Source organism: Paraburkholderia sp. C35 (assembly GCF_003121405.1).
Lineage (GTDB): Bacteria > Pseudomonadota > Gammaproteobacteria > Burkholderiales > Burkholderiaceae > Paraburkholderia.
In genome coordinates, this window is sequence record NZ_QBUY01000115.1 from 21,719 (window position 1) to 27,948 (window position 6,230).

Genomic DNA, 6,230 nt, shown 5'->3' on the forward strand with positions numbered 1-6,230 from the left:
TGGATTGAACGGCATCACGTACGGCTTGACAGACACTCACGGCGCAGTCGCCTTCGACAAGGTCTGCGCAGCGATCAGCTTGCGGTCGCGCATCGCGCGCCAGCGCGCGACCAGATTCGGAATCAGCACCGATGCGAGCAACAGCGCGCCCGTCACGATGGTCAGCGTTTCGCTCGAAACATCGTCGAGCGTAAGCGCGTTCTTCAGCACGCCGATGATCAGCAACGACAGCACCACGCCGACCATCGAGCCGCGCCCGCCGAAGATACTCACGCCGCCAAACAGCACCGCGGCGATCACCGACAGTTCGAAACCCTCGCCGTTGTCGCCGCGCGCACTGGTGAAGCGGAGCGTGTACACGATGCCCGCCAGCGCGCTCATGAAGCCCGACAGCACGAACAGGCGCAGCCGCACCCTGGCGACCTCGATGCCCGAGAACGCCGCTGCCGTCGAATTCGCGCCAATCGCGTAAAGGCTGCGGCCAAATGCGGTTGCCTGCAACAGCACGGTGAACAGCACCGCGCACACGATGACGATCACGAAAGGCAGTGGAATGAAAGTGCCGAACAGCGTATCCATGCCGAACGCCGTATAACCCGCCGGAAAATCCGCCACGGCCTGATCGCCGAGCAGTACATACGACAGCCCGCGAAACAGCGCCAGCGTGCCGATCGTCACCGCGAGCGACGGCAGGTTCAGCTTCACAATCACGAGGCCGTTCAGCAAGCCCGCGATCATGCCGAACACCAGCACCAGCACGATGACGACAGGCATCGGCAGACCCATATGCCACAGCACGCCCATCAGCGCGCTCGACGCACCGAGCACCGATGCAACGGACAGATCGATCTCCGCCGCGACGATGATGAGCGTCATCGGCAATGCCATCAGCGCGATCTCGGTCAGATCGGCGAGTACGTTGCTGATGTTCGCGCCCGTCAGGAACACGGGCGACAGCACGCGGCCCATCACGAGCGATGCGATCAGCACGACGATCAGCAAGGTTTCCCAGCGCAGCGGCGTTTCTCGCTTGCGCGTGAGCAAAGCGGAATCGGGTTTAGCCATGATCGCGTTTCCTCATCATGCGTTTGGCGACGGAGCGGGCCAGCAGCGTATCGGCGGCAATGGCAGCGACAATCAGTGCGCCTTCGATGGCCTGTTCCCAGAACGGCGACACGTGCAGCACGACCAGCGCGATACTGATCACGCCGAGCACAAGTGCACCGAGCGTCGCACCGAGTATCGTACCGACGCCACCCGTGATCGCGACGCTGCCAACCACGGCCGCCGCCACCACCTGCAACTCGATGCCCTGCGCGGTGCTCGCATCGACGGTGCCGAAGCGCGCGAGCCACAACGCGCCTGCGAAGCCCGCAATCGCACCCGACAGCAGAAAGCCCGACATCACGCGACGCTCGACGTTCACGCCCGCAAGCCTTGCTGCCTCGGGGTTCGAGCCGATCGCGTAGTGCTCACGTCCTGCACGGAAATGCTTCAGATAGAACGACAGCGCGAACAGCACGACAGCTGCGATGAGCGCGAGCGTCGGAATGCCGAGTACGGTGCCCGTCGCGAGCCGCGAGTAGGCGTCGGGCAGACTGGTCGCGTTGATCTGTCCACCATGTACCCACGCATAATCGGCGCCGCGAAAAATGTAGAGCGTCGACAGCGTTGCCACCAGCGACGGCACGCGTCCCACTGCGATCAGCAGCGCGTTGATGCCGCCCGCGATCAGCCCGAACGCCACGCCTGCCAGGAGCGCGACCAGCACGGGCATATGAGGAAACGCAACGTACAGGCTGCCGACGGCATACGCGCTGATGCCTACTGTCGATCCCACCGACAGATCGATATGCCGCATCAGGATCACGACTGTCATGCCAGCCGTCAGCAGACTGATGATCGATACGTTGAGCAGCACATCGCGCAGGTTCTGCAGATTCAGAAACTGCGGACGCGCGAGCGAGGTGCCGAGTATCAGCAGGATCAGCACGACGAACAGCGTGGTCTCGCGGCTCTTCGCGAGTGTTCCGACGATGCCGCCAGGACTCGTGCGCGTACGTTGCAGCGGCGCGTGCTGAATCGACGCCGCGTGTGAATGTGTCGAATGCCGGATCATGCTGCGCGCCCCAGTAGTGCTGCCGATTGCCCCAGTGCCGCGCTCATGATGCGTTCCTCGCTCGCGGCGGCGCGTGCGATCTCCGCGCTGATGCGGCCTTCGTGCATCACCAGCACGCGGTCGGCCATGCCGAGCACTTCAGGTAGTTCGCTCGAAATCATCACCACGGCCATGCCTTCCTGCCCGAGTTCGCTGAGCGCGCCGTAGACTTCCGCCTTCGCGCCGACGTCGATACCGCGTGTGGGTTCGTCGATGATCAGCACTTTCGGGCCAGTGGCGAGCCATTTGCCGAGCACCACTTTCTGCTGATTGCCGCCCGACAACGTGCCGACAGGTGCGGAAGGATCGCCTGCTTTGAGGCGCAGGCGCGTGCCCCAGCGCGTCGCCAGTTGCGTCTCACTGCGCGACGAAATCAGGCCGTGGCGCACGAGCCGTCCGAGCACCGTCATCGACGCGTTGCGCGCGATGCTCAATTCAAGCGCCAGTCCTTGCTGACGCCGATCTTCCGGCACCAGCGCAAGGCCCGCTCGCACGGCTTTCGCCGGATTGCCCATTGCAAGGCGCTTGCCTGCGATCTGCACTTCGCCGGAGTCGACAGGATCGATACCGAAGATCGCGCGCGCCACTTCGCTGCGACCCGCGCCGACCAGACCCGCGAGCGCGACGATCTCGCCCGCGCGCACGTCGAACGAGATGTCCTTGAACACGCCGATACGCGTCAGGTTGCGCACCGACAGACGCACGTCGCCAGGCTTGACGTCGGCCTTCGGATAGAACGTTTCCAGATCGCGCCCGACCATCTTCGCGACCACCGATTCCGTCGACATTTCAGCAGTCGGCGCATCGAATACCTTGGCACCATCGCGCATGATCGTGACGTGCTGCGTCAGCGCGAACACTTCATCGAGCCGATGCGTGATGAACAGGATCGCAACATCGCGCTCGCGCAGCTTGCGCACGATCGTGAATAGCCGCTCGACTTCGGGCAAGGACAGCGCCGCCGTGGGTTCGTCCATGATCAGCACGTTCGCGTTCAGCGACAGCGCCTTGGCGATCTCGATCACCTGTTGATCGGCAATCGACAGCCCGCGCACGAGGCGATCCGCGCGCAGATCGACACCGAGCGATGCGAGCAGTCCGTCCACTTCCGCGCGCATCGCATCGTGCTGGATGCGCCCGAAGCGATCGACGGGTTGCCGTCCCATGAAAATGTTCTCGGCAATCGACAGATCGAAGAACAGCGTCGGTTCCTGATAGATGACGGCGAGGCCCGCATCGCGTGCTTCGGCAGGCGTCGCAAAGCGGCGCTCTGCACCGTCGATGCGAAGCTCGCCCGTATCCGGCTGATGCACGCCGGCGAGTATCTTCACGAGCGTCGATTTGCCCGCGCCGTTTTCGCCGAGCAACGCATGCACTTCGCCCGGCCACAGCACGAGTTCGCCGTCCGACAGCGCGCGCACGCGTCCGAATGTTTTGCTCGCGTGCCGCAGTTCGAGTCTTGGCACGCTACCAGTGTGTTGCTCCACCCTGTTCTCCTTCATGCTGCGACTGCGTGTTGTTCGAGGCCGCTTCAGATACGGTAAAAGCGCTCGGCGTTGCGTACGAACAGCGCGTCCTTCTCAGCCTCGCTGGCTGCACCGACTATCGACGCATACGCACGCCACAAGTCGCCATATGTGCCGAACTGTCTGTCCACCGGAAAATTCGATGCGAACATGGCACGCTCGACACCGAACGTGTCGATGGTTTCGAGCACATAGGGCCGCAGACTTTCGACGGTCCAGTGATGATCGAACATTGCCAGTCCGCTGATCTTCACCGCGACGTTCGGGCATTGCGCGAGCATCTTCATGCCTTCGCGCCACGCGCGGTAGCCCGCGACGCTGTTGCGATCGACGAACATGCCCGTGTGATTGACGATGAACTGCGTGTCGTGATGCTGCCTGGCAAGCGATGCCGCCTCTTCCATCTGCGAGGGATAAAGCTGCATGTCGAACGACATGCCGTGCTTGCGCAGCAACCCGAAGTTCTCGCGCCACGTCGCCTCGCGCATGAAGTGACGGGCGCCATAGTCGTACAGCTTGTCGTGATGCACGTTGAGGATCTGCCGCACGCCGCGCGTATTCGCGAACGCGGCGTGGGCGGCGAGTACGTCGGCGGCGTTATCGGCGGAGAGATCGATGGCGGCGACGATCCCGTTGGGCATCGCGCGCGAGCCTGCATCGTCCGCGACGGCTTGCAGCCAGCGCGTTTCTTCGACCGGGTCTTTCGGATCGTGGTTGGCTTCGACGTGCACGCACTTGAGCAGTTCGATATCGCCGGCGTCGTTCAGCAGATCGGCGATCAGGTAATCGTGCTTAAGCGCGCGCGCATCGCCGACAAACGACACGCCGGGATTGGCAAGCCACGGGTAGTGATGCGTCTTCAGATCCCACAGATGCATGTGCGGGTCGACAACTTTCATGGCGCGTCCTTCGCCGCCGGCGCACGTGCGCCGCGAGCGTTCGCGAATCAGTGGAAGGGATGCTGCAGTTCAAATACTGGCGAGAGCGCTCGTTGAAGCGGCGTATGGTCGGGTGCCGTCTGCATGATGTCGGCCATGTAATCCCACCATTTGCGCATCACGGCAAGCTCGGGCAGCTGCTCCATCGAATGGTCGGCGCTGCGCGTGAGTATCGCGAACAGATGATGCGTGGATTCGTCGAGAAAGATCCGGTAATCGTGTATGCCTGCGTTGTGCAGTGCATCGACGAGTTCGGGCCAGATTTCCCGATGCCGGCGCTCGTACTCGTCGCGCATGCCGGGGTTGAGCACCATCCGGAAAGCGATTGTCTCCATGCCGGGTTTGTCTCCAGTGTTTTCGATCACTTGTTCTTGCCGCTCTCTTAGGAAGCGTCTTGATGCGACTATAATTCGGGCGTTGATAACATCTCAATCCGTTGTTGGGATTGGGCGATACTCAAACCGAATCGCACGCCGAGCCTCCATGAGCCAGAACGCTGCCCCGCTTGCCCTTATCAACCGGCTCAAATTCAAGCATCTGGCCTTGCTCGTCGCACTCGACGACGCGCGCAACGTCCACCAGGCGGCCGACGCCATCAATGTTGCCCAGCCCAGCGCGAGCCGCATGCTCGGCGATATCGAAGAGGCGTTAGGGTTTCTGCTATTCGAGCGCAACGCGCGCGGCATGCAGCCGACGCCGCTCGGGGTGGTCACGCTGGCGTATGCGCGGCGCGCGCTGGCCGATCTCACGCGGTTCGCCGAGGATCTCGATGCGAAGCGCAAGGGCGGGCATGGGCAACTGACGGTTGGCGCGATCATGGGTGCCGCGCCCGATTTGCTGGCGATGGCGGTGGCTGCGCTCAAGACCGAGCGCCCTTTGTTGCATGTGTGCATTCTCGGTGAGACCAGCGATCAGGTCGTGCAATTGCTGCATCGCCGCGAAGTGGATCTTGCGCTGGGTCGTCTGACTGATCCGTTACAGCACAATGTATTCAGTTTCGAGCCTTTGGCTCGGGAGACGCTGGTGCTGGTTGTTCGGGCTGTGCATCCGCTGGCTGGGCGTGCTTCCATTACGCTGCGCGAGTTGATGGACTGGCCGTGGGTTGCGCAACCTATTACCAGTCCCGCTCGTGTGCTATTCGAGGAAGAGTTGGCGCGGGCGGGGCTTGGGACGCCGGCTAATCTCACCGAATGCGCTTCCATCTTCGCTACGTTGCAGTTGCTTGAGAATTATGATGCCGTGGCGATGTTGCCTGAGTCGGTGGTGCGGGATCATGTGCGAGGCAGGCTTCTCGTGGCGCTGCCTGTTGAGATTGGCAAGAGCCTTGCCGGGTTTGGGATTTTGACTCGCAAAGGAGAGGCTCTTGCTGAGCCTGCCGAGAGGTTTGTTGAGTTGTTGAGGTTGCATTCGCAGTTGTTGGCTGAGAGGGATGCTTTGGTTTTAAATGGGTGAGGTTTTTTGTCTTGCGACGCCTGGTTTTCGTTTTGGTTTTGGTTTCGGTTTTTGTTTCGCTGGCATCCGCGAATTGGTATTAGTACTTCAGGCGTCGCCCCTGTGCGGGGCAGCACCTACTTTTCTTTGCCGCGGCAAAGAAAAGTAGGCAAAAGA

At 62.0% G+C, this 6,230-nt stretch carries 6 protein-coding genes; 1 reads left to right on the forward strand and 5 read right to left on the reverse strand.

Annotation, left to right across the window (positions count from 1 at the left end; translation table 11 throughout):
- Positions 1-36: 36 nt before the first annotated feature.
- The 5 genes from DK391_RS37660 to rhaM are packed head-to-tail and all read right to left on the reverse strand — an operon-like array spanning position 37 to position 4,957.
- Positions 37-1,065, reverse strand: a complete 1,029-nt coding sequence (locus DK391_RS37660; RefSeq protein ID WP_109483088.1) for an ABC transporter permease — start codon at positions 1,063-1,065, stop codon at positions 37-39.
- On the reverse strand, positions 1,058-2,119 hold the full coding sequence (locus DK391_RS37665) for an ABC transporter permease (RefSeq protein WP_109483089.1): 1,062 nt from the start codon (positions 2,117-2,119) through the stop codon (positions 1,058-1,060). Before DK391_RS37665 ends, DK391_RS37660 begins: the two co-directional genes overlap by 8 nt.
- Positions 2,116-3,660 carry a sugar ABC transporter ATP-binding protein gene (locus DK391_RS37670; RefSeq protein ID WP_109483090.1) on the reverse strand — a complete coding sequence of 515 codons (1,545 nt, stop codon included), beginning with the start codon at positions 3,658-3,660 and terminating at the stop codon, positions 2,116-2,118. The genes DK391_RS37665 and DK391_RS37670 overlap by 4 nt, the downstream gene beginning before the upstream one ends.
- 29 nt (positions 3,661-3,689) lie before the next feature.
- A complete protein-coding gene (locus DK391_RS37675) occupies positions 3,690-4,583 on the reverse strand; it encodes an amidohydrolase family protein (RefSeq protein WP_109483091.1) in 894 nt (297 codons plus the stop codon).
- A 47-nt stretch (positions 4,584-4,630) separates the two neighbouring features.
- On the reverse strand, positions 4,631-4,957 hold the full coding sequence (gene rhaM, locus DK391_RS37680) for an L-rhamnose mutarotase (protein ID WP_109483092.1): 327 nt from the start codon (positions 4,955-4,957) through the stop codon (positions 4,631-4,633).
- A 148-nt stretch (positions 4,958-5,105) separates the two neighbouring features.
- Between rhaM and DK391_RS37685 the strand changes: the two genes are divergently transcribed.
- On the forward strand, positions 5,106-6,074 hold the full coding sequence (locus DK391_RS37685) for a LysR family transcriptional regulator (RefSeq protein ID WP_109483093.1): 969 nt from the start codon (positions 5,106-5,108) through the stop codon (positions 6,072-6,074).
- The last annotated feature ends 156 nt before the right edge of the window (positions 6,075-6,230 follow it).

Excerpts from the sequence above, each read along its gene's own strand:
- rhaM (WP_109483092.1), bottom strand. The coding sequence starts at position 4,957 with ATGGAGACAATCGCTTTCCGGATGGTGCTCAACCCCGGCATGCGCGAC.
- DK391_RS37685 (WP_109483093.1), top strand. The coding sequence starts at position 5,106 with ATGAGCCAGAACGCTGCCCCGCTTGCCCTTATCAACCGGCTCAAATTC.
- DK391_RS37660 (WP_109483088.1), bottom strand. The coding sequence starts at position 1,065 with ATGGCTAAACCCGATTCCGCTTTGCTCACGCGCAAGCGAGAAACGCCG.
- DK391_RS37670 (WP_109483090.1), bottom strand. The coding sequence starts at position 3,660 with ATGAAGGAGAACAGGGTGGAGCAACACACTGGTAGCGTGCCAAGACTC.
- DK391_RS37675 (WP_109483091.1), bottom strand. The coding sequence starts at position 4,583 with ATGAAAGTTGTCGACCCGCACATGCATCTGTGGGATCTGAAGACGCAT.
- DK391_RS37665 (WP_109483089.1), bottom strand. The coding sequence starts at position 2,119 with ATGATCCGGCATTCGACACATTCACACGCGGCGTCGATTCAGCACGCG.